Origin of the sequence: Methylobacterium sp. E-005, assembly GCF_022829725.1 — a bacterium.
Classification (GTDB): Bacteria; Pseudomonadota; Alphaproteobacteria; order Rhizobiales; family Beijerinckiaceae; genus Methylobacterium.
The window spans coordinates 71,419-95,742 of sequence record NZ_JAKSYG010000053.1; the positions used below are offsets into that span (position 1 = coordinate 71,419).

21 protein-coding genes are annotated in these 24,324 nt (G+C 70.7%); 20 read left to right on the plus strand and 1 reads right to left on the minus strand.

Annotation, left to right across the window (positions count from 1 at the left end):
* Window positions 1-53 precede the first annotated feature (53 nt).
* From MKK88_RS05310 to MKK88_RS05345, 8 genes are all read left to right on the plus strand, one after another.
* Window positions 54-1,142 (plus strand): Nit6803 family nitrilase, encoded by a 1,089-nt coding sequence (locus tag MKK88_RS05310; RefSeq protein ID WP_243997584.1) that lies wholly within the window; start codon window positions 54-56, stop codon window positions 1,140-1,142.
* On the plus strand, window positions 1,096-2,196 hold the full coding sequence (locus tag MKK88_RS05315) for an MSMEG_0568 family radical SAM protein (RefSeq protein WP_243997660.1): 1,101 nt from the start codon (window positions 1,096-1,098) through the stop codon (window positions 2,194-2,196). The genes MKK88_RS05310 and MKK88_RS05315 overlap by 47 nt, the downstream gene beginning before the upstream one ends.
* Window positions 2,196-2,738 carry an MSMEG_0567/Sll0786 family nitrogen starvation N-acetyltransferase gene (locus MKK88_RS05320; RefSeq protein ID WP_409566623.1) on the plus strand — a complete coding sequence of 181 codons (543 nt, stop codon included), beginning with the start codon at window positions 2,196-2,198 and terminating at the stop codon, window positions 2,736-2,738. The genes MKK88_RS05315 and MKK88_RS05320 overlap by 1 nt, the downstream gene beginning before the upstream one ends.
* Window positions 2,735-3,730, plus strand: coding sequence for a sll0787 family AIR synthase-like protein (locus MKK88_RS05325; RefSeq protein WP_243997585.1), 996 nt, complete (start codon window positions 2,735-2,737; stop codon window positions 3,728-3,730). Before MKK88_RS05320 ends, MKK88_RS05325 begins: the two co-directional genes overlap by 4 nt.
* The gene (locus MKK88_RS05330) at window positions 3,727-4,896 is read left to right on the plus strand and encodes an MSMEG_0565 family glycosyltransferase (protein ID WP_243997587.1); all 1,170 of its coding nucleotides are present in this window, start codon (window positions 3,727-3,729) and stop codon (window positions 4,894-4,896) included. Before MKK88_RS05325 ends, MKK88_RS05330 begins: the two co-directional genes overlap by 4 nt.
* A 38-nt stretch (window positions 4,897-4,934) precedes the next feature.
* The gene (locus tag MKK88_RS05335) at window positions 4,935-6,203 is read left to right on the plus strand and encodes an MSMEG_0569 family flavin-dependent oxidoreductase (protein WP_243997589.1); all 1,269 of its coding nucleotides are present in this window, start codon (window positions 4,935-4,937) and stop codon (window positions 6,201-6,203) included.
* A gap of 235 nt (window positions 6,204-6,438) precedes the next feature.
* The gene (locus tag MKK88_RS05340) at window positions 6,439-7,449 is read left to right on the plus strand and encodes a transporter (protein ID WP_243997591.1); all 1,011 of its coding nucleotides are present in this window, start codon (window positions 6,439-6,441) and stop codon (window positions 7,447-7,449) included.
* 762 nt (window positions 7,450-8,211) lie between these two features.
* Window positions 8,212-8,775, plus strand: a complete 564-nt coding sequence (locus tag MKK88_RS05345; protein ID WP_243997593.1) for a PAS domain-containing protein — start codon at window positions 8,212-8,214, stop codon at window positions 8,773-8,775.
* Between the two features lie 449 nt (window positions 8,776-9,224).
* Here MKK88_RS05345 and MKK88_RS05350 read toward each other — a convergent pair whose 3' ends face one another.
* Window positions 9,225-10,643: a M20 family metallopeptidase gene (locus MKK88_RS05350; protein ID WP_243997595.1), complete on the minus strand. Its 1,419-nt coding sequence runs from the start codon at window positions 10,641-10,643 to the stop codon at window positions 9,225-9,227.
* A gap of 329 nt (window positions 10,644-10,972) precedes the next feature.
* Here MKK88_RS05350 and MKK88_RS05355 point away from each other — a divergent pair, with 329 nt between their 5' ends.
* The 12 genes from MKK88_RS05355 to MKK88_RS05410 all read left to right on the plus strand — a co-directional run bounded on the left by MKK88_RS05355 (window position 10,973) and on the right by MKK88_RS05410 (window position 24,308).
* Window positions 10,973-12,763, plus strand: a complete 1,791-nt coding sequence (locus MKK88_RS05355) for a peptide ABC transporter substrate-binding protein (RefSeq protein WP_243997596.1) — start codon at window positions 10,973-10,975, stop codon at window positions 12,761-12,763.
* A gap of 19 nt (window positions 12,764-12,782) precedes the next feature.
* Window positions 12,783-13,742: an ABC transporter permease gene (locus tag MKK88_RS05360; RefSeq protein WP_243997599.1), complete on the plus strand. Its 960-nt coding sequence runs from the start codon at window positions 12,783-12,785 to the stop codon at window positions 13,740-13,742.
* Window positions 13,708-14,640, plus strand: coding sequence for an ABC transporter permease (locus MKK88_RS05365; RefSeq protein WP_243997601.1), 933 nt, complete (start codon window positions 13,708-13,710; stop codon window positions 14,638-14,640). Before MKK88_RS05360 ends, MKK88_RS05365 begins: the two co-directional genes overlap by 35 nt.
* Before the next feature lie 515 nt (window positions 14,641-15,155).
* Window positions 15,156-15,917, plus strand: coding sequence for a GntR family transcriptional regulator (locus MKK88_RS05370; protein WP_243997603.1), 762 nt, complete (start codon window positions 15,156-15,158; stop codon window positions 15,915-15,917).
* Window positions 15,914-16,684 carry an ABC transporter ATP-binding protein gene (locus tag MKK88_RS05375; protein WP_243997605.1) on the plus strand — a complete coding sequence of 257 codons (771 nt, stop codon included), beginning with the start codon at window positions 15,914-15,916 and terminating at the stop codon, window positions 16,682-16,684. The genes MKK88_RS05370 and MKK88_RS05375 overlap by 4 nt, the downstream gene beginning before the upstream one ends.
* The gene (locus tag MKK88_RS05380) at window positions 16,675-17,490 is read left to right on the plus strand and encodes an ABC transporter permease (protein ID WP_243997607.1); all 816 of its coding nucleotides are present in this window, start codon (window positions 16,675-16,677) and stop codon (window positions 17,488-17,490) included. Before MKK88_RS05375 ends, MKK88_RS05380 begins: the two co-directional genes overlap by 10 nt.
* A gap of 64 nt (window positions 17,491-17,554) precedes the next feature.
* A complete protein-coding gene (locus tag MKK88_RS05385) occupies window positions 17,555-18,529 on the plus strand; it encodes an ABC transporter substrate-binding protein (protein ID WP_243997609.1) in 975 nt (324 codons plus the stop codon).
* A gap of 33 nt (window positions 18,530-18,562) precedes the next feature.
* Window positions 18,563-19,579: a zinc-binding alcohol dehydrogenase family protein gene (locus MKK88_RS05390; RefSeq protein WP_243997611.1), complete on the plus strand. Its 1,017-nt coding sequence runs from the start codon at window positions 18,563-18,565 to the stop codon at window positions 19,577-19,579.
* 253 nt (window positions 19,580-19,832) lie between these two features.
* The gene (locus MKK88_RS05395; RefSeq protein WP_243997612.1) at window positions 19,833-20,252 is read left to right on the plus strand and encodes a PaaI family thioesterase; all 420 of its coding nucleotides are present in this window, start codon (window positions 19,833-19,835) and stop codon (window positions 20,250-20,252) included.
* On the plus strand, window positions 20,252-21,061 hold the full coding sequence (locus MKK88_RS05400; RefSeq protein ID WP_243997614.1) for a VOC family protein: 810 nt from the start codon (window positions 20,252-20,254) through the stop codon (window positions 21,059-21,061). Before MKK88_RS05395 ends, MKK88_RS05400 begins: the two co-directional genes overlap by 1 nt.
* The gene (locus MKK88_RS05405; protein WP_243997616.1) at window positions 21,058-22,581 is read left to right on the plus strand and encodes a class I adenylate-forming enzyme family protein; all 1,524 of its coding nucleotides are present in this window, start codon (window positions 21,058-21,060) and stop codon (window positions 22,579-22,581) included. Before MKK88_RS05400 ends, MKK88_RS05405 begins: the two co-directional genes overlap by 4 nt.
* A 131-nt stretch (window positions 22,582-22,712) precedes the next feature.
* A complete protein-coding gene (locus tag MKK88_RS05410; protein WP_243997619.1) occupies window positions 22,713-24,308 on the plus strand; it encodes an ABC transporter substrate-binding protein in 1,596 nt (531 codons plus the stop codon).
* Window positions 24,309-24,324 lie beyond the last annotated feature (16 nt).

A 24,324-nucleotide genomic window follows, 5' to 3' on the forward strand; every position in this document is an offset into this window, starting at 1 on the left:
TATCCGGCGGCCGCGCGGGATGCGCAGCCGCTGGCTCAGCCGGAGGATCATCCATGTCAGAAACCCGGCCAGAAACCCGGATCGTGCGGGCGGCCGCCATCCAGATCGCGCCGGACCTCGACCGGCCGGAGGGCACCCTGGAGCGGGTGCTCAACGCGGTCGACGAGGCCGCCGCCAAGGGCGCGCGCTTCCTGGTCTTCCCCGAGACCTTCGTGCCCTACTACCCCTACTTCTCCTTCGTCCTGCCCCCCGCGCTGCAGGGCGCGGAGCACCTGAAACTCTACGAGCGCGCGGTGGCTGTGCCGGGGCCGGTGACGCAGGCGGTCTCGGCGGCCGCGCGCCGCCATGGGGTGGTGATCGTGCTCGGCGTGAACGAGCGCGACCACGGCTCGCTCTACAACGCGCAGCTGATCTTCGACGCGGACGGCACCCTGAAGCTCAAGCGCCGCAAGATCACCCCGACCTACCACGAGCGGATGATCTGGGGTCAGGGCGACGGGGCGGGCCTTACCGTCGTCGAGACCGCGGTCGGCCGGGTCGGAGCGCTGGCCTGCTGGGAGCACTACAACCCCCTCGCCCGCTACGCCCTGATGGCGCGCCACGAGGAGATCCACGCGGCGCAATTCCCGGGCTCGCTGGTCGGTCAGATCTTCGCCGACCAGATGGAGGTGACGATCCGCCACCATGCCCTGGAGGCGGCCTGCTTCGTGGTCAACGCCACGGGCTGGCTCACCGACGCGCAGGTCGCGCAGGTCTGCCCGGACGAGCGCCTGCGCGGCGCCTGCCGGGGCGGCAACTGCACCGCCATCGTCTCGCCCGAGGGCAAGCACCTCGCCGAACCGCTCGGCCCCGGCGAGGGCATCCTGATCGCCGACATGGACCTCGCGCTGGTGACCAAGCGCAAGCGGATGATGGATTCGGTCGGCCACTACGCCCGGCCCGAACTCCTGAGCCTCCTCCACGACGACCGCCCGGCCGCGTTCGTGCATCAGCCGGCCGGCGCGCAGACAGCCTCCCGGAGCCTCGACCATGAGCAGCAGCCCGTTCCTGACGAGCCCTCCCCCCGCGCCGCCGGCCGCGACGGGGCTGATCGGGATGCCGACGGAGCGCCTGATCAACGCGTTGCAATCCTACGGCGTTAGGCTGGCCGACAGCCGCGCCGGGGCCCCGAGCCGCCGCGGCGGGGCCGGTCCGTCGGACCACAAGGCCATGACCATCGCGGGCCGCACCGTGATGGTACCGGTCCATACCGAGACCGCCTTCGACTCGCCCTTCCTCGTGCGCCGGCCGGACGCCGACGGGGTCGCGGTGATCGAGCACGAGGGCGTCGTGGTCGGGCGCGCCACCTTCCCGGGCAAGCCCCGCTTCTATGGGCTCTCGACCTTCGACGGGGTGCCCTATTCCAAGATTGCCGTGCTGCATGGGCGCGACGTCCTCGCCACCACGGTGCTGCAGACCTGCATCCGCTACGCGAGCCGCACCAAGACCTGCCAGTTCTGCTCGATTGGCCAGTCGCTCGCGGCCGGGCGGACGATCGCCCACAAAAGTCCGGCCCAGCTCGCCGAGGTCGCCCGCGCCGCCGTTCTGCTCGACGGCGTGAAGCACATGGTGATGACCACCGGCACCCCGAACGCCACCGACCGGGGCGCCGCGGTTTTATGCGAGAGCGCCTTCGCGGTGAAGGCGGCCGTCGATCTGCCGATCCAGGCCCAGTGCGAGCCGCCCGACGACGATCGCTGGTTCGAGCGGATGAAGGCCTCGGGCATCGACGCGCTCGGCCTGCATCTGGAGGCCGTCACTCCCGAGGTGCGGGCGCGGATCATGCCCGGCAAGGCGAGCGTGCCCCTGGAGCGCTACTTCGAGGCCTTCGCGGCCGCCGTTCCGGTCTTCGGGCGGGGTCAGGTCTCGACCTACATCCTCGCCGGCCTCGGGGATGCGCCCGATTCCATCCTGGCGATGGCCGAGCGCCTGATCGGAATGGGCGTCTATCCCTTCGTGGTGCCGTTCGTCCCGATCTCCGGCACGCCGCTGGAGAGCCATCCGGCCCCCGGCGCCGATGTCATGCACGCGATCCTGCAGCCGCTGTCGGTCATGCTGAGCGCCGCGAGCCTGCGCTCCACCGACATCAAGGCCGGCTGCGGACGCTGCGGCGCCTGCTCGGCCCTGTCCACCTACGAACAGGCGGGGCCAGCCTGATGTTCGACCCCGTACCACCCTACCGATCGAATAGTTTTCACGTGAAATTAGCAATTGCGTGCTGGGAACGTCGCGCCTGCGCGGTCTTGCGCCGCCAGGTCTTCTGTACCGAGCAGGGCTTGTTCGACGGCGACGACCGCGATGCCGTCGATGCCCACGCCATCCCGATCTGCGCGCTCTCGACGCTCGGCGGCGACGCCGACGCCGTGGTCGGCACCGTGCGCATCCACGAAGTCCCGGAGCGTCCGGGCGAGTGGTGGGGCTCGCGCCTCGCGGTCGCCAAACCGTTCCGCAGCGCCGCCGCACTCGGCACCGGGCTCATCCGGGTCGCAGTCTGCTCTGCCCATGCCAGGGGCTGCACCCGCTTCCTGGCGCATGTGCAGGAGGCGAACGCCCCGCTGTTCGAGGCCCTGCACTGGACGAGCCTCGCCGCCCTCGACCTCCACGGGCGCCCCCACCGGCTGATGCAGGCGGACCTCCTGGCCTACCCGCCGATGCAGGATCCCGAGCACGGCCTGATCACGCTGCGCAGGGCCGCGTGACCGCCGCCCCCGACATCCAGGTGCTCGCCCGCCAGATCCGCGACGCCCGGGGCGTCGGCCACAAGCGCGACATCGATGCCGTGGTGGCACGGCTCGGCCTCGGAAGCCGGCATGCCGCGGTCCCGGTCGGCGACGATTGCGCGGCGATCCCCGACGGCGACGGGCACCTGCTGCTGGCCATCGAGGGCTTCCTCGACGGCTTCGTGGCCGAGGATCCGTATTTCGCCGGGTATTGCGGCATCATGGTCAATCTTAGCGACGTCGCCGCCATGGGCGGGCGCCCGCTCGCCGTGGTCGACGCCCTGTGGAGTCAGGACAGCGCGGCGGCGGATCCGATCCTGGCCGGCCTGTCCGACGCCGCCGCGCTCTATGGCGTGCCGGTGGTGGGCGGCCACACCAACACCCGGGCGAGTGCCGGCAATCTCGCGGTCGCCGTGCTCGGCCGGGCGGGCCCGCGCCTGCTGACGAGCTTCGACGCCGCGCCCGGGGACGACCTCGTCGCCGCCATCGATCTGCGCGGCCGTTTTCGCGAGCCGCACCCCTATTGGGACGCCTCGACGGGTGCGCCGGGCGAACGGCTGCGCGGCGACCTCACCCTGCTGCCGGGGCTCGCCGAAGACGGCTTGGCCCGCGCCGCCAAGGACATCAGCATGGCGGGCCTCGTCGGCACGGCGCTGATGCTGCTCGAATGCTCGGGCGTCGGCGGCGTCATCGACCTCGACGCGATCCCGCGTCCCAACGACGTCCCGCTCGCACGCTGGCTGACGGCCTTCCCGAGCTTCGGCTACCTCGTGAGCGTCCGCCCCGACCAGACCCAGGCGGTGGTCGCGCGCTTCGCGGAGCGCGGCATCGCGGCGGCCCGGATCGGGCGCCTCGACGCGAGCCGGGTCGCCCGGGTGCGGGATTCTTCGCGCGACGAGGCCGTGGTCTGGGACTTCGCAGCGGGCCCGCTGATCGGCTGCGGCCAGGACGACGCGGGGGCTGTCCCATGAAAAGCCTGCGCGTCGCCATCCTGACCCATTCCACCAACCCGCGGGGCGGCGTCGCCCATGGCCTCGCCCTGGCCGAGGCCCTGTGCGCGCTCGGCCACGAGGCTGTGGTCCATGCCCCCGACCCGTCCGGACGCGGCTTCTTCCGGGAGGCGGCGTGCCCCACGGTGGCGGTGGCGGCCCGGCCGGTCGCGGGCCCGACGGTCGAGCTCGTGCGCGCGCGCATCGACGATTACCTGCGCCATTTCGCGACGCCAGCGGCCTGCGACTTCGATGTGTTCCACGCCCATGACGGCATCGGCGGCAACGCCCTTGCCACCCTGAAGCATCGGCGCCTGATCCCGGGCTTCGTCCGCACCGTCCATCATGTCGATGACTTCGCCGACCCATTGCTGGCGGATTGGCAGGAGCGCGCGATCCGCGAGGCGCGACGCCTGCTCTGCGTCAGCCGGCTCTGGGCCGACTGGATCCGGGACGAACTCGGCGTGGACGCCGACATCGTCGGGAACGGGGTCGATCTGGCGGCCTATCGGGAGGCGCCGGCCGAGACGGACGCGCTCGTGCGGGACCGCTGGGGGCTCGGCCCGGGGCCGGTCATCCTGAGCGTCGGCGGCTTCGAGGAGCGGAAGAACACGCTGGGCCTCATCGCGGGCTTCGCGCGGCTGCAAGCCTGCGTCCCGAGCGCGCAGCTCGTCGTCGCCGGGGGGGCCTCGCTCCTCGACCACGCGGCCTACCGCGCCCGCTGCCGGGCCGCCCTCGACGAAGCGGGCCTGACGGTGGGTCGGGGTGCGGCCGTCATCGAGACCGGCCCGGTCCCGCAAGCCGAGATGCCGGCGCTCTACCGGATCGCGGATCTCCTGGCCTTCCCGTCCTGGACGGAGGGGTTCGGCCTGTGCGTGCTGGAGGCCATGGCGTGCGGCACGCCGGCGATCGTCTCCAACCGAGCGCCTTTCACCGAATACCTCGCACCAACCGACGCCTTGTTCGTCAATCCCGCCGCCCCGGACGCCCTCGCCACCGCCATGGCGGCGGCCCTGGTGCCACAGACCCGCGCCCGGCTGCGGGAGGCCGGCCGCGAACGGGCCGCTGCCCTCTCCTGGCGCGCCTGCGCCGAGCGCCACCACGCGGCCTACACGGCCTGCGCCCGGCGGGAGCCGATCCCCGCCTGAACCCGCCCATCGTTCCGAACCGTCACGGAGTTGGCGCCATGACCTCCCCGATCCGTCACGTCCCCGTCGCCATCGTGGGCGGCGGTCAGGCCGGCCTCTCAGTCAGCTACCACCTCACGCAGCGCGGCATCGACCATCTCGTGTTCGAGAAGCACAAGGCCGCCCACACCTGGGCGACCCAGCGCTGGGACTCATTCTGCCTCGTCACGCCGAACTGGCAATGCGACCTGCCGGGCCATCCCTATGACGGGCCGGACCCGGACGGGTTCATGAGGAAGGACGAGATCGTCGCCTATCTCAAGGCTTTCGTCGCCGCGGTGAAGCCGCCGATCCATGAGGGCGTTGCGGTCACCCGCGCGGTGCGGCGCGTGGACGGCGTGTTCGCGGTCCAGACCACGGAGGGCGAGTACACGGCCGACGAGATCGTCGTCGCCTCGGGCGGCTACCACACTCCGATCATCCCACGGATGGCCGCGGCGCTGCCTGGCACGATCACGCAGATCCACTCGAACCAGTACCGCAACCCAGCCCAGCTGCCGGACGGCGCCGTGCTGGTCGTCGGCTCCGGGCAGTCGGGCGCGCAGATCGCCGAGGACCTGCACCTCGCCGGGCGGACGGTGCACCTCGCGGTGGGCGACGCGCCCCGCTGCGCCCGCTTCTACCGCGGGCGCGACGTCGTCACGTGGCTCGCCGATATGGGCTACTACGAGATGACCGTCGAGAACCATCCGCTGCGCGACGGCGTCCGCGACAACACCAACCACTACGTGACCGGCCGCGACGGCGGACGCGACATCGACCTGCGCCGCTTCGCCACTGAGGGCATGCAGCTCTACGGCGTGCTGGAGGATTACGCCGACGGCGCACTCCGCTTCCGCGACAGCCTCAAGCGCGCGCTCGATCAGGCCGACCGGACCTACAACAGCATCAACGCGGCCATCGACGCCTACATTGCCGAGAACGGCATCGCGGCGCCGGAGCAGGCGCCCTACATCCCGGTCTGGGAGCCGGGCGCGCCCGTCACCGCGCTCCCCCTCGACGGCTCGGGCATCACCAGCCTCGTCTGGTGCATCGGCTTCACGCCGGATTTCCGGTGGCTCGACGCCTCCGTGTTCAACGGCGCGGGCCATCCCAAGCACCGGCGCGGCGTGACCGTTGAGGCCGGCATCTCCTTCATCGGCCTGCCCTGGCTGAACACCTGGGGCTCCGGCCGCTTCGGGGCGGTCGGCCGCGATGCCGAATACCTTGCGCAGGTGATCCAGACACGCCTCAGCGCGGGGGCCGCTGCCATGAAGGTCGCGGTCTGAGGCCGGCTGGCCCGTGCTGTCCGCGCAACACCCACTCATCTCCTGTATTATTCTCTATTTTTATAAGTAGACTCGTAGATCAGACGTGACATCATCGAGATGTTCTTGGAAATGCATGCAGATTGATCGCATTTCCATACAAGCAGACTTGATCGGAAAACCAGAACTCCGACGACATCTCCGCTGGGGCAACCCGGCGAACGACAGCGCGCGGGCTGCGGACAGGGGAATGCGGATGCTGAACAGGATCACGGCCACGCTCGCGGGTGGCGCGGCGCTCGCCTTGAGCGCGACCGCCGCCTTCGCGCAATCGACCACGGTTCCGGGCGAGCAGGTCGGCCTCGCCGCCGGCGCGCCGCTGCCGGAGGGCCTCTATGCCGTGGATACCTTCACGTACCGCCGCACGGACCAGCCGTTCTCGCCGGACACCTCGGTCAACGTCCCGTTCCTGCTCTGGGCGACCCCGCTGATGCCGCTCGGCGGCCGCATCGAGGCCCTCGTGGCGCAGCCCACCGTGTTCGCCTTCACGCGCAACGCCGCCGGCCAGGGCAACAAGGACATCTCGATCAATGTCGGCACGTTGCTCGCCGGCATCTGGGCCTTCGATCTCGGCGGCAACTTTGGCGTGAGCTTCCTCGGCGGCGTCCATCTGAACGATCTGGATGCCGGGCGCGGCTCGCTGTTCAGCGGCGCCTTCGCGCCGAACCCGCGGGTGCCGGGCGGCCTCAGCCCGGTCGGGACGCCGGTCCTGCCGCAATTCTCCTCGAACACCTACCGCTTCGGCGTCGCCGGCAGCTACACCGGCGACGGCTGGGACATCACCGCCAACCTGACCGCCAATATCTACGATTCGCCCGGGCGCTTCGGCGGCCTCGTGGGCTCGGCGATCGGCCCGCTGCGTCTGTCGGATGCGCTCAACATCGACCTGACCGCGACCAAGAAGTTCGGCAATTTCGAGATCGGCCCGGTCGCCTACGGCACCTACAATTTCGATATCAGCCAGTACAGCGCGGCGGCCGGCAACCGTGGCCGGTTCGCCATCGGCGGCTTGATTGGCTACGACTTCAAGACCTTCACCGTCCAGGCCTACGTCGCCCGGGACGTCGTGACCGGCGCGACCTATCAGAACGCCTTCGGCCGGACCCGCGATAACTACTCGACGGATGGCTGGGTGCGGTTCATCATCCCGCTCTACACGCCGCCCGCGGCCGCACCGGTCGTGGCACCGCTGGTGCGCAAGGGCTGAGCGGACAGGAACACGCGCCGCGACCCGTTGGGGCTCGCGGCTCCGACAGGATCGAAGTGCAAATCCTTCCCAGGGTCTTCGCTTCGACAGGGGCCGAGCGGCCCGGTCTCAACAGCTAAACCCGCTCGGCCCCGCCTTTCTTCATCGGGTCGCCACGAACACGACACCGCAGGGTGGCGGACTCATCGTTGATCCCGCCCGATCCCTCATCCTGACATTCCGGCCGACGTGCCCGCGCCGGCGAGCCCCGGAGGCGGGCTTCAGGGCGTGAGGGCCATCGGGATAGCCCTCACGCCCAAGCTGCGCTCCGATACCGTCGGATGCCGTGGGGATCGGGCATCCGCTCAGGGACCTCCAGGTCCGAGGGTCAGGACAGGGACCGTCCAGGACGAGGCTCGGCGGCTCCGCGCGTCGATCGCGTGCTCAGTCCGGAGGCTGCCTGCTCATCACTCCAAGCCTCTCCACGCCGCGCTCGCCACGTCACACTGTGCTGGTTGCGTTGAGGCGAAAGACCGTTCCCCCCCGCGCCGAGAGGCCCGCGTCGCCCCTGGTCGGGGATGGCGGGACCGGTGGCTGGGGCATCTGAGGCGGAGCCGCGCTGCCGCGCCGGGCCCCGTTCGCGTGACATTGAGCACCGGTTTTCCCACTTGATCTCACCACAATTTAGTCGTGTGCTATCTGTGGTTGCATAAAGACCGATTTGGGGGGATCAGGCCGATGCGGATATCGGGACGCGCGCGCGCCCATCCGAGGCACGATGAGGTGGAAACAGTTCTCGACGACGCCGAGACGGTGGGGCGCTGGCAGATCGACATGCGCCGGGGCGTCGTGATCGCCGATCCCATCGTCGCCCTGCTGTTCGGCTTCACCCCGGAGTTCGGCGCAGCAGGCATCCCGTTCGAGACGTTCAACGGCGGCGTCCACCCGGATGACCGTGCGCACGTCATGGAGCACATCCTCGGATGCGCGGAGGCCGGTGGGTGGTTCATCGCTGAACACCGGGTCTGCTCGGCGGACGGCCGGATCCGCCGGATCCTGGCCCGCGGGACGTTCGATCCGGACGCGACCGGCACCGTGGTGGCGGGCCGCGGCATCGTGATGGATATCACGCAGGGCGACACCTGCGACGATCCGCTCGTCGCCTCGCGGAGAGCCCAGGCGACGCTGCCGCTGGAGCATGTCGTGGACCTCGTTCTGGCCAGCTATCGCACCCTCAAGGATCTGGGGGAGCCCAAGGCCCTGGCCCTGACGGAAACGCTGCTGATGGAGCTCGGCTTCAGCTTGGCCCGTGCGCAGGTGCAGGCCCGGCTCGCCCAGTTGCATTGACCGGGTCGGCCGTGCGGCCCTGATACGTCAGGCCAGGCCCACACGGTATTGCCGGAGCGGCGTCGGCCGCCGCATCGTCGCGGGCACCCCGGAGGCGATCGCCCGGCAGCGAGACCCGGTTCCGGTCAGGCGCCGCGGACGGGCTGGAGACCTTCGTGGACGCGGTCGTGCCGATCCTGCAGCGGCACGGCCTGTTCCAGCACGACGATGCGGGCACGACCTTGCGCGACCAACTTGGGCTGGCGCGGCCGCCGAGCCGCTTTGCCGCCGCTGAGGCCTCGCTCTCAGCCTCAGGCGGTGGGGGTATCAAAGCGACACGTCACGGGCCGCGATACCGCAGCCGGATGAGGCGCGGGTCCCCTCCCCGTGCGGGACAGGGGGGCACGTTGCGCCCTCCGGTCAGCCTCCGTGGTCCGCTCGGATCCGGGACCACGGGTGCCCCACCCACCTCACGCCAGCGACATGCGCAGCGGCGGCTCGACCTCCGGGGGCAGCGGCGAGACGTAGCCGGCCGCGCCCCGCCGCCGGGCGAGCTCGGCCTTGGCGGCCTCGCGCAGGCCCGCATCGGTGAGTGCCAGGGTCCCGGTGGCCGCCATCGCCTTGGCGACCTGCACCATCGCCTTGTGGGCGGCGGGGGTCTTGCCCTGCGCCACCACCTGCCACGTGTGGAACGGCGTGCCCACCGCCACGGTCGGCGCGTGTGCCTGCACGGTCGGCACGACCCAGCTCACGTCGCCCACATCGGTCGAGCCGATCGCGGGGTTGCGCGGGGCGTCGAGGGGCACGAGGAAATCCGCGAGCGGCGCCTCGGTGCGCGGCATCCCGATGGCGCGGAAGACGGCGTCGATGTCGCCGTCGCTGAGGGTCGCCCGGATCTGGTCGGCGAAATCCCGGTCGGCGTCGTCGAAGGGCGGCGGGCCCAGCTCCTCCATCACCCCGTGGAGCGCCTGCTCCAGCGGCGTGTTGCCCAGGAGGTTCGACACGGCGCTCACGATCCGCACCTCGACCTCGGTCTCGGTCATCAGGGCGGCGCCCTGCGCGACCTTCTTCACCCGCTCGACCAGTGCCAGCATGCCGGGCAGGTCGCGGGCGCGGATCGAGTAGCGCACCCGCGCCTGCGCCTGCACGACGTTCGGCGCGATGCCGCCGGCGTCGAGATAGGCGTAGTGCACCCGCGCGTCCGAGGGCATGTGCTCGCGCATGTAGTTCACGCCGACGCTCATCAGCTCCACGGCATCGAGCGCCGAGCGCCCGAGATGCGGCGCCGCCGCCGCGTGGGCGGTCCGCCCGGTGAAGGTGAAATCCGCCCGGGTGTTGGCGAGCGCGGCGGGCGGTGCGACCTCCCAGAAGCTCGCCGGGTGCCAGGTGATGGCGATGTCGGCATCCGCGAAGGCGCCGGCCCGGACCATGAAGGCCTTGGCGGCCCCGCCCTCCTCGGCCGGGCAGCCGTAATAGCGCACGCGGCCGGGTGTGCCGGTCTCGGCGAGCCAGTCCTTGACCGCGGTGGCGGCGAGCAGGGCCGCCGAGCCGAGGAGGTTGTGGCCGCAGCCATGCCCGTGGCCGCCCGCCTCGATCGGCCGATGCGCGGCCACGCCCGCCTCCTGCGACAGGCCGGGCAGCGCGTCGTACTCGCCGAGGAACGCGATGACCGGACCACCCTCCCCCGCCTCGCCCATCACCGCGGTGGGAATGCCAGCGACCTGCTCGGTGACCCGGAAGCCCTGATGGCGCAGCTCGGCGACGTGCTCGGCGCAGGAGCGTGCTTCCGTGTAGCAGACCTCCGGCATGCCCCAGACCCGCTCGGACAGGACGATCAGCCGCTCCCTCTGCGCGTCGACGTGGCGCCACACGGCGTTGCGGTTGTCCATCGTGTCGTCTCCGAAAAGGCTGCCGGCCGGCTTCGCGCCACCAGAGCGGGCCCCGCGCCGTCATCGCGAGCGCAGCGAAGCGACCCAGGGTAGCGCGACCTCGGCGAGGATAGCGCCGCTGGATTGCTTCGCTCTGCTCGCAATGACGGGGGTGCGGCGCCCCGCGCGGAAAGCGGTATCGGACGTCTCGGCATGCACCACCTAGGCCATGCGGCTGTGTGGAACAGGCGTTCGCGACACGTTTCGATTGAACCGTCACTGGCCCGCCCCTTGCCAAGGCCGTCCCCGGAATGGTGCTGTGCCGATCGCGGCGACAACCAGGGATGATCATGGACGAGCGGGATCTGCACGGCCTCATCGGACGCGTGAAGGACGGCCGGCTGTCGCGGCGCGCCTTCGTGCAGCGGATGGTGGCGTTGGGCCTCACCGCCCCCATGGCCGGGCTGATGCTCGCCGGCACCGGCGTCGCGATGGCGGCCGACATCCGGGCCGGCTACAAGCCGACCAAGGCCGGCGGCGGCGGTGCGCTCAAGCTGCTCTGGTGGCAGGCCCCGACGCTGATCAACCCGCATTTCGCGGTCGGCACCAAGGACCAGGACGCCTCGCGGATCTTCTACGAGCCGCTCGCCGCCTGGGACCCGGACGGCAACCTGACCCCCGTGCTCGCCGCCTCGATCCCGTCCCGGGAGAACGGGGCGCTCGCCGCCGACGGCCGCTCGGTGGTCTGGACGCTCAAGCCCGGGGTGACCTGGCACGACGGCAAGCCGCTCACCGCCGACGACCTCGTGTTCACCTGGGACTACGCCCGCGACCCCGCCACCGCGGCGGTGACGATCGGCTCCTACAAGGATTGCAAGGTCGAGAAGATCGACGACCTCAGCGTCCGGGTCCTGTTCGACAAGCCGACGCCGTTCTGGTGCGACGCCTTCGTGGGCGTCGTCGGGATGGTGCTGCCCAAGCACCTGTTCGGGCCCTATAGCGGCGCGAAATCCCGCGATGCGCCCCAGAACCTGGCCCCCGTGGGCACCGGCCCGTACCGGTTCGTGGAGTTCCGGCCCGGCGACATCGTGCGCGGCGAGCGCAACCCGAACTACCACCTGCCGAACCGGCCGTACTTCGACACCGTCGAGATGAAGGGCGGCGGCGATGCGGTCTCGGCGGCCCGCGCGGTGCTCCAGACCGGCGAGTACGACTATGCCTGGAACATGCTGATCGAGGACGAGGTGCTCAAGCGCCTGGAGACCGGCGGCAAGGGCCGGATCGACGTGGTCTACGGCGGCAAGCTCGAGTTCCTGCTCCTCAACGCCACCGACCCGAACGTCGAGGTCGACGGCGAGCGATCCTCGATCACCACCAAGCACCCCGCCTTCTCCGACCCGAAGGTCTGCCAGGCGATGAACCTGCTGATCGACCGCAAGTCGATCCAGACCTACATCTACGGCCGCACCGGCAAGGCCACCGCCAACACGGTCAACGGCCCCGAGCGCTTCGTCTCGAAGGACACGAAGTTTGCCTTCGATCCGGCCAAGGCCAACGCGCTCCTCGACGAGGCCGGCTGGACGAAGGGCTCCGACGGCATCCGCGCCAAGGACGGCAAGAAGCTCAAGCTCGTCTTCCAGACCTCGATCAACGCCCCGCGCCAGAAGACCCAGGCGATCATCAAGCAGGCGGCCGCCAAGGCGGGCATCGAGACCGAGCTGAAATCGGTCACCGGCTCGGTGTTCTTCTCCTCCGACCCGGCCAACCCCGACACCTGCACGCATTTCTACGCCGACATGGAGATGTACGCCTACGGCGCCACCCAGGCCGATCCGGCGATCTGGCTCCTGATGTACGCCTCCTGGGAGGTGGCCCAGAAGGCCAACAAGTGGCAGGGCCGCAACGTCGTGCGCTGGCGCAGCGCCGCCTACGACAAGGCCTACAACGCCGCCCAGAGCGAGCTCGACCCGGTCAAGCGCGCGGCGCTGCTCATCAAATGCAATGATCTCGCGGTCTCCGAGAACGTGCTGCCGCTGATCCACCGGGCCGAGGTCTCGGCGGTCGGCGCGAGCCTGACGGCACCCCGGAGCGGCTGGGACAACGATCTGGCGTTCCTGCCCGACTGGTACCGGGAGGCCTGAGCGGGAGGCGGAGCGTCCGATGGGCGCCTATATCCTGCGCCGGCTCCTGATCGCGATCCCGAGCCTGCTCGGCATCAGCCTGATCCTGTTCGTCGTCCTGGCGCTCGCGCCGGGCGACCCGTTCGGCGAGCTCGCCGCGAACCCGAACGTACCGCCCGAGGTCCGGGCGGCGCTCCGCGTGAAATTCGGTCTCGATGACCCGATCTTCACCCGCTACCTGAGCTGGCTCACCGCCATGCTGCACGGCGATTGGGGCTTCTCCTTCGCCAGCCGGGTCAACGTCGACACCCTGATCCTGCAGCGGCTGCCGACGACCCTGTTCATCGTCGGCTCCTCCCAGGTGCTGGCGCTGCTGATCGCGATCCCGGTCGGTCTCTACGCGGCGCGCCGGCCCTACTCGCTGGCCGATCAGATCGCCAACACCCTGGCCTTCGTGGGCTTCTCGCTGCCGACCTTCTTCACTGGGCTGCTGTTCATCCTGCTGTTCTCGATCAAGCTCGGCTGGCTGCCCTTCGTCTACCAGGCCGACCTGCCGGGCTCCGGGCTGCCCTGGCTCTGGGCGAATATCCGCCAGGCGATCATGCCGGTGGCGGTTCTGGGCTTCTTCCAGGCCGCCTCCTACACCCGGTACGTGCGCGCCTCGGCGCTCGACGTCGCCCGGCTCGACTACGTCACCACGGCCCGCGCCAAGGGCCTCCCGGAGGGCACCGTGACCCGCCGGCACATCGCCCGCAACGCCCTGATCCCGGTGGTGACGCTCGTCGCCCTCCAGATCCCGGCGGTGTTCGGCGGCGCCATCGTCACCGAGCAGATCTTCCGGATCCCCGGCATCGGCTCGCTGCTGATCGACGCGATGCTGTCCAACGACACGCCGGTGGTGATGGCGGTGACCTTCGTGTTCGCCGGCCTCGTCATCCTGTTCAACCTCGTCGCGGACCTGCTCTATGGCTGGCTCGACCCTCGCATCGCCCTCCGATGAGGCGGTGCCCGTCGCCCGCGCGCCGGCCTCGCCGGGGCGGGAGACGTGGCGGCGCTTCCGGCGGCACCGGCTGGCGCTGGCCAGCGTCGGCGTCCTTGCCGTCTTGGTGGCCGGCGTGGTGTTCGGCGGCCTGCTCTGGCCGGTCGCCATCGACGACATCGACTTCGCGGCCCAGCTCCAGGGCCCGTCCTGGGACCACCCGTTCGGCACCGACGATCTCGGCCAGGATCTGCTCGCCCGGATGATCTATGGCGGCCGGATCTCGCTCGCCGTGGGATTTGCCGCCATGGCGGTGGCGAGCCTGATCGGGGTTCTGGTCGGGGCGCTCGCCGGCATGTCGCGCCGGTTCCTCGACCCGGTGCTGATGTGGCTGACCGACCTGTTCCTGTCGCTGCCGCAGCTGCCGCTGCTGCTCCTCGTGATCTACCTGTTCCGCGACAGCCTGAAGGCGGTGTTCGGCTCCCAGGGTGGCGTGTTCCTGATGATCGTCGCGGTGATCGGGGGCCTGCGCTGGATGCCGGTGGCCCGGCTGGTGCGGGCGCAGTTCCTGACGTTGCGCGAGAAGGAGTTCGTGGAGGCGGCCCGCTCGCAGGGGGCGACGACCGGGCACCTCGTGCGCCGTCACATCCTGCCGAACGCGCTCGGGCCGGTGATCGTGGCGGCCTCGATCGAGGTCTCGGCGGCGATCATCGCGGAATCGACCCTGTCCTTTCTGGGCCTCGGCTTCCCGCCCGACATCCCGACCTGGGGCCGGCTCCTGTTCGACGCCAAGGACCACCTCGACGTCGCCCCGCATTGGGCATTGTTCCCGGGGGGCGCGATCTTCCTGACCGTGCTGTCGATCAACTTCATCGGCGACGGCCTGCGCGACGCCCTCGACCCGCGGCGGGTTCTGTGACGGGCTGAGGGTCGTTCAGTCTGGACGGACGCCGCGTCCGGCTCGGCGCGATCCTGTTTCCGGACGCCGCAGCGGGCCGCAGTCGTCACGGGCCGATATCGGCATGGGGCGCCCGCCCGCATCGCGACAACGCCGGACCGGGGCGTGTCCCGGTCCTCTGCCGGTTGGGCCCGCCTTCGATGCGGGGCCGCAATACGCCGCTCCGCTCAAGGAAAGCGGAAATCGTTCTGCATCATTCGGAACTCGAACACGCGTTCTTCCATCTCCATCCGCAATTTTGGATGCGTATTTTATTTACAATACTAAATCTCGATGCCCATAAATACGTCATGGGATGCTCACAGGGCGTGCTGAGCTGATCACCGGACAAGTCGGCAAGTGGAAAGCCGAAGGCTGTTCGATCGGCACGCGTCCCGCGCGGGAAGCCGGCTGGAACGCGGTTGGCACATGATCTGCGTATGGTGGGCAGCTCACAGAGATCTGTGAGCGCCTCAGTGCCGGAACAGTGAGGTGACATGACGACGAGCGACGACGGGTCCCGTCCGGCCCGCCCGGTGGCCGAGGTGCTGGCCGTCCCCGACGCGACGCGCAAGGGCAACCAAGCCTACGACGTGATGCGGCGCGCGATCGTCTCCTGCCGCCTTCTTCCCGGCACGCGCTTCACCGAGGCCGAGATGATGGAGCGGTTCGCGCTCGGGAAGGCGAGCTGTCGCATCGCCCTCCAGCGTCTCGCCCAGGAGGGCTTCGTCAGTTCCATGCCGCGGCACGGCTACCGGGTCAGCCCGGTGACCGTGAAGGATGTCGACGAGGTCTTCGCGCTCCGGATGGAGCTGGAGCCCCTCGCGGCGAGGGGCGCCGCCGGCCGGGTGAACCGGGCCCATCTGGAGCGCCTGGAGCAGGCCTGCCGCCGCCGGATCACCGTGGATGTCGGCAACCAGATCGACTTCTTCCTGGAGGCCAACCGGGGCTTCCACCTCGCGATCGCCGCGGCGTCCGGGAACGGGCGCCTGTACCGGACCCTGTCGAGCCTCCTCGACGAGATGACCCGCCTCGTCGCCCTCGGCTTCGGCGTCCAGGGCGTACGGCCCAACATCGAGAACGATCACACCGCGATGATCGAGCATCTCGTGGCGGGCGATGCCGACAGCGCCGCCCTGGTGGCGCGCCGCCACGTCGAGACCTTCCGCGACATGACCCTGGAGAAGGTCATCGCCAGCCTGCGCGACACCGCCGTGGTGCCCGTGCGCCCGTCCCGGGCCGACGGAGGCGCGCCGTGAACGCCATCGAACTCGACCATGTCAGCAAGTGGTTCGACCGACGGGAGGGCGGGCCGCTCCACGTCCTCGACAGCGTCGACATCGCGATCCCGCAGCACGCCATCGTGGCGATCCTGGGCGCGTCCGGCTGCGGCAAGAGCACCCTGCTGAACATGATCGCCGGGCTGGTGGAGCCCGACCAGGGCGCGGTGCGCCTCGACGGCATCCCGTCCCACGCCTTCCGGGACTGGCGGGCCATGACCTACATGTTCCAGGAGGACCGGCTGCTCCCCTGGCGCACGGCCGCCCAGAACGTCGCCTTCGGGTTGGAGGCCGGGCGCATGCCCGGGGCCGAGCGGGCGCGGCGGGTCGACGCCACCCTGCGCCTCGTCGGGCTCGAAGCCTTCCGCGACGCCTACCCGCACGAATTGTCGGGGGGCATGCGCAGCCGGGTGGCGCTGGCGCGCAGCCTCGTCACCGAACCCCGGACCCTGCTCCTCGACGAGCCGTTCTCGAAGCTCGACCCCGAGATCCGCGCGCAGATGCATGCCGAGCTGCTGCGCATCGCCGGCCTGCGGGCGATGACCCTGGTCTTCGTCACGCACGACGTCGAGGAGGCGGTGGTGCTGGCGAGCCAAGTGGTCGTGTTGCACCCGCGGCCGGGCCGGATCGGCACCATCCGGGCGATCGACCTGCCCTATCCCCGCGACCCGCTCTCGGCGGAGGTCGCCGAGGAGGTCCGACGCCTGCGCATCAGCCTCTCCGCGGCGAGCGCACAATGCTCGTAAAGACACCGCCGCGCCTGATCCAGCGGACCCGGGCATCCGGGGCCGGCCGCCGGGTGGGCGTGCTCCTGCAGCGGCTCGCCTTGCTCGCCCTGGCGCTCGCCGCATGGCAGCTCGGGTCGCTGAACGCGCCGAGCTTCGTCCTGCCGAGCCCCGCCCGGGTCTGGCACGCATGGCTCGGCCTCGTCGCCACGCCGAGCTTCGCCGCCGATCTCGGCATCACCCTGGGCCGGATCGGCGCGGGCCTCGCCTTCGCGGCGCTCGTGGGCCTGCCGCTCGGGCTGCTGCTCGGCGCGAGCCCCCGCCTCGGCCGGTTCTTCGAGCCGGTGCTGACCGTGACCAACACCGTCTCGTCCGCGATCTGGGCGATCTTCGCGCTGATCTGGTTCGGCCTCTCGAACTGGACCACGATGTTCGTGGTGTTCATGACCGCGATGCCGCTGATCCTGACCAATGTCTGGCAGGGCACGCGCACGGTGAGCGCCGACCATCTCGAACTCGCCCGCACCTTCCGCATGCCGCGCCGCAAGGTGCTGACCAAGATCTACCTGCCGACGATCCTGCCCGCCTTCTTCTCGGGGGCGCGCCTCGCCATCGGCTTCGGGGCGCGGGTCGTCCTTGTGGCGGAATCGCTCGGGGCGAGCAGCGGCATCGGCTACCGCCTGCGGCAGGCGGCCGACCTCGTCCAGACCGATCAGGTCTTCGCCTGGACCCTCACCCTGGTCGCCCTGATGATCGGGCTCGAGACGCTCGTCCTGAAGCCGGCCGAGCAGCGCCTGTTCGCCTGGAAGAAGGCGGCACAGCCGTGACGGACCGCGCCACGCGGAGACACGCCCGCCAAACGGCCTCCCATCGCACGTCCTGGAGAACGCCTTGAAACGGATCCTCGCCGCCGCCGTGCTCTGCGCCCTCGGCCTGCCCGGCCTCGCACACGCCGAGACGGTGCGCATCGGCTACTGGAGTTCCGGCATCAGCCTCGGCTTCGGCGCCGTGCTGGAGGCCGGCAAGTTCATGGAGAAGGAGGGCCTGACGCCCGAATACGTCAAGTTCCCGGACGTGAACGCGCCCACCAAGGCCATGGCGGCCGGGGCGATCGATTTCGCGATCGCGGCGAGCGCGGGGACGGCGCTGAGCGTCACCGCCGACGGGCTGCCGATGAGCATCGTCCTGGCGACCCAGGTGGCCGACCTCGACTTCGTGGTCCCGGCGGATTCGCCGATCAAGACGATGGCCGACCTCAAGGGCAAGAAAATCGGTACGTCGCCCGCCGGCAGCGGCACCGCCGCCATCGCGGCGGCGATCCTGGAGACCAATCACGGCCTCAAGCCCGCCGATTATCAGGCGGTGCCCGGCAACGATTCCCGGCTCGCGCAATTCCTCGTCCAGAAGGACATCGACGCGGCGGCCCTGCGCACCGTGACCCTCGCGCTCCTCCCCGACGTCAAGCTGCGCCGGCTCGGCACCTTCCGGGAGGAATGGAAGCGCCTCACCCAGCAGGATGCGCCGCCGATCCTCGGTGTTGGCCTGATGCGCAACGCCTGGATGACCGAGAACCCGGACGCGCCCGCCAAGGTCGTGGCCGCGATGCGCAAGGCCTACGCCTACGGCCAGACCGACAAGCCCGGCGTGGCCAGGATCCTGAAGGCGGCCGCGAACCTGAGCGATACCGACGCCGCCGCCTATGCGGGGCTCTGGGACGGCATCTACACGGTCAGCCTGGAGCCTGCCGACATCGCCTCGCTGAAGCGGGAGTTCGAGGTCTTCAAGGCGGTCGGCGTCGTCCAGGGCAGCCTGCCGGACGCGGCCCTGGTTCCCGGCCCCTACGAGCGGTCGAAGACGATCCCGTAGCCCTCCCCCGATCGAGAGAAGAAGGTTTTCACGATGGCTGAGACGATGAAGGCGCTGGTGCTGGAGGCGCACGGCGACATCGACACGCTGAAGGTGGTCCACGACTATCCGAAGCCGTCCCCCGGCCCGGGCGAGGTCCTGATCCGGGTCGGCGCGTCCTCGTTCAACTACCACGACGTGTTCACCGTGAAGGGCATGCCCGGCATCAAGGTGCCGATGCCGGTGGTGATCGGGCTCGACATGGCCGGACAGGTCGTCGCGCTCGGCGAAGGCGTCACGGAGTGGAGCGTCGGCGACCGGGTGCTGGTCAACCCGCTCAACAAGGCCAAGGGCCTGATGGGCGAGATGCTCGACGGCGGCATGGCCGAGTATTGCCGGGTCTCGACGGGCCAGCTCATCGCGATGCCGCCGGACGTGAGCTACGCGGACGCCGCCTCCCTGCCGGTGGCCTACGGCACGGCCCACCGCATGCTGATCACCCACGACACCGTGAAGGCCGGCGACCGGGTCCTGATCCTCGGGGCCAGCGGCGGCGTCGGCACCGGCTGCGTGATGCTGGCCAAGCAGCTCGGCGCCGAGGTGATCGCCTGCGCGGGCAGCGCCGAGAAGATGGCGGCACTGACGGCGCTCGGCGCTGACCACGTGGTCAATTACCGCGAGACCGACTTCTCCAAATGGGCGATCCAGCAATACGGGAAGCCGCAGCGCCGGACCTACGAGGGCGGCGTCGACGTGGTGATCAACTTCACCGGCGGCGACACCTGGGTGCCCTCACTCAAGTGCCTGAAGCGCGGCGGCACGCTGCTAGTCTGCGGCGCGACCGCGGGGCACGATCCCAAGGAGGATCTCCGCTACATCTGGAGCTTCGAGCTCAAGGTGATCGGCTCGAACAGCTTCTACGACGACGACCTGTCGGCCCTGATGGACATGATCCAGGCCGGCACGCTGAAGCCGACCATCGACAAGGTCCTGCCCCTGGAAGAGGCCGCCGAGGGCCTGCGGATGATCCGCGACCGCGAGGTCATGGGCAAGATCGTCGTCACGCCCTGAAGCCCGACCGGAGGCGCGCCTTCGGCAGCGGTAGCGCCGCCTCGCCGAGGGGCTTTCCCCTCCCCCTTGCGGGGAGGGGCCAGGGGTGGGGGTGGCGCAGAAGGCACCGCGGCGCCCCATCCTGAGCCACCCCCACCTCCAACGCCTCCCCACCCAGATCGGCCTTGCCCGATCTGGGCAGACAGGAAGCGGATCTCGGGCAAGCCGGAGATCCGTGGGGGAGGAGAGTCTTGTCCAAGGAGATTCCAAAGCCATGTCCGACACCCCCCTCAGCACGGAGCAGGTCGAGGCGCTGCTGCTGCGCGGCCCGTTCCACCAGTGGCTCGGCCTCTCGGTCGTCTCGGTCGGCGAGGGCACGATCGAGCTGAAGGCGACGTGGCGGCCGGAATGGGTCGTCAACGCCGAGCGCGGCTACGTGCACGGCGGCATCCTGGCGACGCTGGTGGACCTCACCGCCGACTGGGCGCTGGTCTCCAAGACCGGCCGGGGCGTCCCCACGGTGGATCTGCGGGTCGATTACCACCGGGCCGCGATGCAGGGCGATCTCACCTGCCGCGGCACGGTGGTGAAGTTCGGCAACCAGCTCTCGGTCGCCGAGGCGCAGATCCTCGACGACGCCGGACGCCTGCTCGCGAGCGGCCGCGGCGTTTACATGACGGCGCCGGCGAAATGATGGGGCCGGCCCCCGCCGCCCCAGCGGACGGGACCCTCGACCATGTGGTGGTCAATGTCCTGCGGCGGATGGACGAGGCGGCGGACCTGTTCGCCGCCCTCGGCTTCCGGCTGACGCCGCGCGGCCACCATTCGCTCGGCTCCATCAACCACCTGATGATGACGGCGGGCCCGTACCTCGAACTCGTCGGCGTGCCCGAGACGGGCCCGCAGCGTCAGGACGTTCTCGACAGCCCGTTCGGCCTGAACGGGCTCGTGGTGGCGAGCCGGGACGCCGCGACGACCCACGCCCGCCTCGCCGCGGCAGGGCTGGCGGCGGGACCGCCCGTCGCCTTCTCGCGGCCGGTGACTCTCGACGGCCGGGCGGACGAGGCCCGGTTCCGGACGGTGCGGGTGCCGGCCCACCTGTTTCCGGCGGGACGCCTCTACCATTGCGAGCACCTGACCCCGGATCTCGTCTGGCGGGCCGAATGGCTCGATCATCCGAACGGCTTTTCGGGGATCGACGCGCTGACGATCGCGAGCCCGACACCGGAGGCCGACGCCGCCCTCTACGCGGCGGCCTGCGGCGCGCCGGCCGAGGGCGCCGACACGGGCTGGACCATCCGGCTCGGGGACACGCGGATCGCGATCGTGCCGGGGCCGGCCGCCCGCTTCGCCGCCCTGGCCCTGCGCTTCCAAAGCCTCGATGTTCTCGAAACCCGCGCGGCCGCCCTCGCGGAGGCGGCTTGGGTCCGGCACGGGCCGGATACGGCCACGCTGACGCTGCCGGCCTTCGATCTTCGTCTCCCCTGCAGGGCGGCCCCATGACACGCACGGCCACGGGTGCGACCAATCTCGGCGATCTCGTCGACCGGTCCGGGCCGCCGGACAGGCCGCTGATCATCGGCGTCGCCCCCGATGCCGAGCCCGAGGTGATGACCCGCGCCCGCCTCGACGCGACGGCCGACGCCTTCGCCCGGGGCCTCCTGCGCGGCGGGATCGCCCGCGGCGAGCGGATCGCGATCCTCTCGGCCAACCGGCCCGACACGGTCGCGGCCCTGCTCGGCGCGATGCGGGCTGGCGTCGTCCCGGTCCCGGTCAATCACAAGTTCCCGCCGGCCACGATCGCCACCGTGCTCGCCGATTGCGGCGCCCGGCTCGTGCTCTGCGACGGCCCGCGCCGGGCGATGCTGGCGGGGCTCGGCCCCGAGGTCCGGGTCGCCGGGTTCGACGACGACGGGCCGGAGGGCTTCGCGGCCTGGCTCGATCCCGGGCCCTTCGCGCCGATCGTGCCCGCGCCCGACGAGGCGGCCCTGTTCCTCTACACCTCCGGCTCCACGGGCCGGCCAAAGGGCGTGCGGCTGAGCCATGCCAGCCACCTCTGGGTGGCCCGGACCCGCGCCGCGGAGACGGACCTGCGCGACGACCGTCTGCTCGTGGGGGCGCCGCTCTACCACATGAACGCGCTGGCCCTGGCGCTCCTCGTCTGCGCGGCCGGCGCCACGATGGTGCTGCTGCCGCAGTTCGAGGCGCGGGCCTACATCGCGGCGATCGACCGACACCGCTGCACGTGGCTCACCGCCGTGCCGCCGATGATCGCCATGATGCTGCGCGAGCGGGATCTCCTGGCGGGGGCCGACCTCACCGGCGTGCGGACGGTGCGGATGGGCTCGGCGCCGGTCAACGACGCGCTCGCCCGCCAGATCCGCGCCCTGCTGCCGAACGCCCGCATCCTCAACGCCTACGGGACCACCGAGGGCGGCCCCGTCGTGTTCGGCGACCATCCGGACGGCCTGCCGACGCCGGTCGCCTCGGTGGGCGCGCCGCATCCCCAGATCGCCGTGCGCCTCGTCGGGCCGGACGCGCCGGAGACGGGCGTCCTGCAGATGCGCAGCCCCGCGATCATGCTGGGCTACCACAACCGCCCGGACGTGCCCGTGCCGATCACGGCGGACGGGTTCTACGACACCGGCGACGTGTTCCGCCGCGACGCGGACGGGTTCTACGCTTTCCTGGGCCGGACCGACGACATGTTCGTCTCCGGCGGCGAGAACATCTTCCCCGGCGAGGTCGAGCTGGTGCTGGAGCGCCATCCCGCGGTGCTCCAGGCCTGCGTCGTGCCGGTGGAGGATGCGATCAAGGGCACCAAGCCCGTCGCCTTCGTGGTCCGCCGGCCCGGCACCGCGATCGACGAGGCCACCCTCAAGGCCCACGCGCTCGCCCACGCGCCGGCCTACCAGCACCCGCGCCGGGTCTGGTTCGTCGAGGCGCTGCCGCTCGCCTCGACCGGCAAGATCGACCGCGCGGCCCTGCGTCGGACCGCCGAGGAGGCGGTCGGCAACCCCTGATGGGCGGCGGGAACGGACCTTGCAGGTTGCGCTCCCATTGGATGCGCGCCCGCAGAAGTCGGCCTCGCCACGCAAGCCGCCCGGCGCATCCCTCCCCGCCCGCCTGACCCGGACAGCCAGGAGTCACCCTCATGTTGCGACGAACCTTCCTCGGCGGCGCCACCGCCGCGGCCGCCGCGCCGTTCCTGCCGGCGCGCTCGGCCCTGGCCCAGGGCAGTCGAGCGAGCGTCCTGCGCTTCGTGCCGCAATCCGACCTGACCATCGTCGATCCGGTGACGACCACGGCCTACATCACGCGCAACCACGCGCTCATGGTGTTCGACCAGCTCTACGGCCTCGACGCGCAGCTCACGCCGCAGCCGCAGATGGTCGAGGGCCACACGGTCGAGGATGACGGGAAGCGCTGGACCTTCCGCCTGCGCGACGGCCTCAAGTTCCACGACGGCGAGCCCGTGCGGGGTCGCGACTGCGTCGCGTCGATCCGGCGCTGGGCGCAGCGCGACAGCCTCGGGCAGGCCCTGATGGCCCGCACCGACGCCCTGGAGACGCCGGACGACCGGACCTTCGTCATCCGGTTGAAGCGCCCCTACGGGCTGATGCTGGAGACCCTGGCGAAGCTCGGCCCGCCGGTCCTCGTCATCATGCCCGAGCGCCTCGCCGCCACCGACCCGGCCCAGCAGATCCCCGAGGTGATCGGCTCCGGCCCGTTCCGCTTCAACACCAAGGAGCGCCTCGTCGGCGCCCGCGTGGTCTACGATCGCAATCCGGATTACCGGCCCCGGGCGGAGGGCGCCGTGTCCTGGGTGGCGGGGCCCAAGCGCGTCCATTTCGACCGGGTCGAGTGGCAGGTCATGCCGGATCCCGGCACCGCGGCCGCCGCCCTCCAGAACGGCGAGGTCGACTGGTGGGAGAACCCGATCTCCGACCTCGTGCCGACGCTCCAGGCCAGCCCGCAGATCACCACGCAGCTCGCCTCGACGCTCGGCAACCTGGGCACCGGCGTCATGAACCACCTCTATCCGCCCTTCGACAATCCCGCGATCCGGCGGGTGGTCTTGGAGGCCCTGTCGCAGGCGGACTTCATGGGGGCGGCGGCCGGCGACGACCCGAAGCTGTGGCGCAAGGATGTCGGCCTGTTCACCCCGGGCACCGCGATGGCCAATGATGCGGGCCTGTCCGTCCTCACCGGGCCGCGCGATCTGGCGAAGGCGAAGCGCGACCTCGTGGCGGCCGGCTACAAGGGCGAGCGCGTCGTGCTCATGTCGACGAGCGAGAATCCCGTGCTCGGCGCCCTCGGCGAGGTCATGAACGACCTGCTGCGGCGCCTCGGGATGAACGTGCAGTACGTCGTGTCCGACTGGGGCACGCTGGTGACACGCCGCGCCAGCAAGGCGCCCCCCGACCAGGGCGGCTGGAACATCTTCAACACGACCTGGACCGGCCTCGACATGGCCAATCCGGTGGTGGAGCAGGTGCTGCGCTGCGGCGGCGAGAAGGGTTTCTTCGGCTGGCCGAACCTGCCCGAGCTGGAGAGCCTGCGGGAAGCCTGGATCGAGGCCCCCGATCAGGCGGCCCGGCAAGCGATCGCGGCCCGGATGCAGACCCTGGCGATGCGCGACGTGCCGTACCTGCCGACCGGCCAGTATTTCTACCGGACGGCCCTCCGGCGCGATCTCCAGGACGCGGTCGAGGGCCAGTTCGTCTTCTGGAACGTCCGCCGCGCCTGAGGAGAATGTCCCCTCC